Source organism: Bacillota bacterium (assembly GCA_012837285.1).
Taxonomy (GTDB): domain Bacteria; phylum Bacillota; class DTU030; order DUMP01; family DUMP01; genus DUNI01.
The window spans coordinates 1-2,007 of record DURJ01000116.1; the positions used below are offsets into that span (position 1 = coordinate 1).

Genomic DNA, 2,007 nt, shown 5'->3' on the forward strand with positions numbered 1-2,007 from the left:
ATCAAGAACTCAGATTTTACGAATCAGAACCGCTTCTGGCGATGGTGCGGATGAATGAACAATGGCGGTACTATACCATAGGCAAAGACGACTATGAAAAAGCGCTTGCCATCGTCGACACAGCTTCCGACATCCCACAAACAGAAACGATGCCAGTCAGTTATAGTCTGATGCAGCTCGGCAGGAACGGTGCAGTCTTGCGTACCCTAACGCTACTGTCGGCAGATGAGGTCCAACTCGCTTCGGACATCATTATGAGCGTTATGGTAAAATCTACCATCTGGCCGGGAGTGGACGTCACGACGCTGGATGAATGCTATCTGCTTCGCGCCACTTATTCCGGCGGTACGTCAACTGACTACTATGCCTATTTGCTGGACGGCAAGGCAGTTATGCAGCGAGGGCCGAACGGTTATTATAGCCGCATAGACGATGGTCTTTATGAAAAACTTGTCAGGCTGGCGACAACAGTCAGCGGTGTGGACCGCACTAACCTCGACGCCTGCGTCGCCGACGCGATTCTTACCGCTAATACCCACCATAAAAGTGATTTTGCCGCCGAAGCCCATACGGTTCTCAAAACCGTTGAGAGCGCTAGCACGACCACGGTCTACGCCATGGCGCTTTATCAGGAGTTTGGTTACGCGGGCAGCGGCTTCTTTGAAACTAGCGGCAGCCACATGCCGGTGGCAATCACGTTTGAGAAGAACGCTGCCGGAGAATACGAGCTGAAAGAGTATTGGACGCCGCAGGACGGAAGCTATTACGCCCCCTCCATCAAAGAGAAGTTTCCTTCCGACATTTACAAGGATGCTCTTGACACCCAGAAATATATTGTGGCACACATACAGAGCTGCTACGAACAGGCGATTGAGTACGGGAATGTGCCCGTAGCCGGACACCTGGCCAAGCTTGTTGAAACCATCTGCTCCTCTCCCGCTGAAGCATCAAATTCCTGGGCTTATATCGACGCGCACCCGATTGAATACAGAGAAATGATCTATTACGGCAACTACACGCTTCGTTATTGCTTCACCCTGTTTGAACAGGGCGGCCAGACCGGGCTTGACGGCCACATCATGGCTTCGGCCTGCAGAGATATTCTCGGCAAGGAAGAGGACATTGATCTATTGGCTAATACCGGCCAGGACTGGTACGATGCTTTCAAGAAGCAGGCAGAAAATCTGTGCGCTAAACACGGTGACGACTATATGAAGAAAAATAAGCCCGGCTCCTGGTTGCTTCTGCAAATGCTTGCTGCGACTAATAACTGAAGGTGTTTTCAGATCTCTCTACGTGCCGCCTGAAAGGGCGGTTTTTGACTTGCATTAGGCTAATTTGCAGTTAGCAGGGATAAACTATCAGTAAGCGGCTTTGGAGGAGTGATGGTTGATCCCTGACATGAATCTTCAGTACGGACAGGTGCGAGTGCAGATCCCATTTTCCCTGGATGTGAAGCGCTTAACCGAGGCGCTGAAAGAGGCCGGCTTTTATGTTCATAATGAGCACGGCGAAGCCACCAGTCAGGGTTGGGGGAAGGGTTATGACCGGGAAGGGTATTATCCCTACTGGGTGTACGAGGATAACGGAGCTTGGTTTTTTGCTTTTCCGCCGGAGGATTATGAGCAGACGGGCCCAGATCGTTTATCCGCTTATGCCGGGCCTGAGGCCCAATCGGAGTTGGATCGCTGGTGGCCCTATCTGGAATTGGCTCGCTATTAACCGGTGAATAAACTAACAATCCTGCTCAGGCTATGATTAGCTTCGGAGCAGGATTGTTTCTTGGTCCGTAAGAAATGATTAGAGAAAAGGATTTAGCCCCAGGAGCGGCGGTGCCTTTCCCTTCAATTATGGTAAAATACTAATTGGCAGTCCTATGTTCGTAGCCATTAGAATGGGGGATGAGATGTCACTGATGGAGTACATAATTGTAGCGCTAGGCGATTCGCTGACTTACGGTTACCCTTATAGTCCCGGTAGTTCCTGGGTTTCGTTGGCGGCAGAGGA

The 2,007-nt window shown here is 50.8% G+C and carries 2 protein-coding genes; both read left to right on the plus strand.

The window, feature by feature from the left end:
* A partial coding sequence (locus tag GX016_06470; GenBank protein HHT71202.1) for a hypothetical protein occupies window positions 1–1,274 on the plus strand: 1,274 nt, incomplete at its 5' end.
* 115 nt (window positions 1,275–1,389) lie between these two features.
* Window positions 1,390–1,722, plus strand: a complete 333-nt coding sequence (locus tag GX016_06475) for a hypothetical protein (GenBank protein HHT71203.1) — start codon at window positions 1,390–1,392, stop codon at window positions 1,720–1,722.
* The last annotated feature ends 285 nt before the right edge of the window (window positions 1,723–2,007 follow it).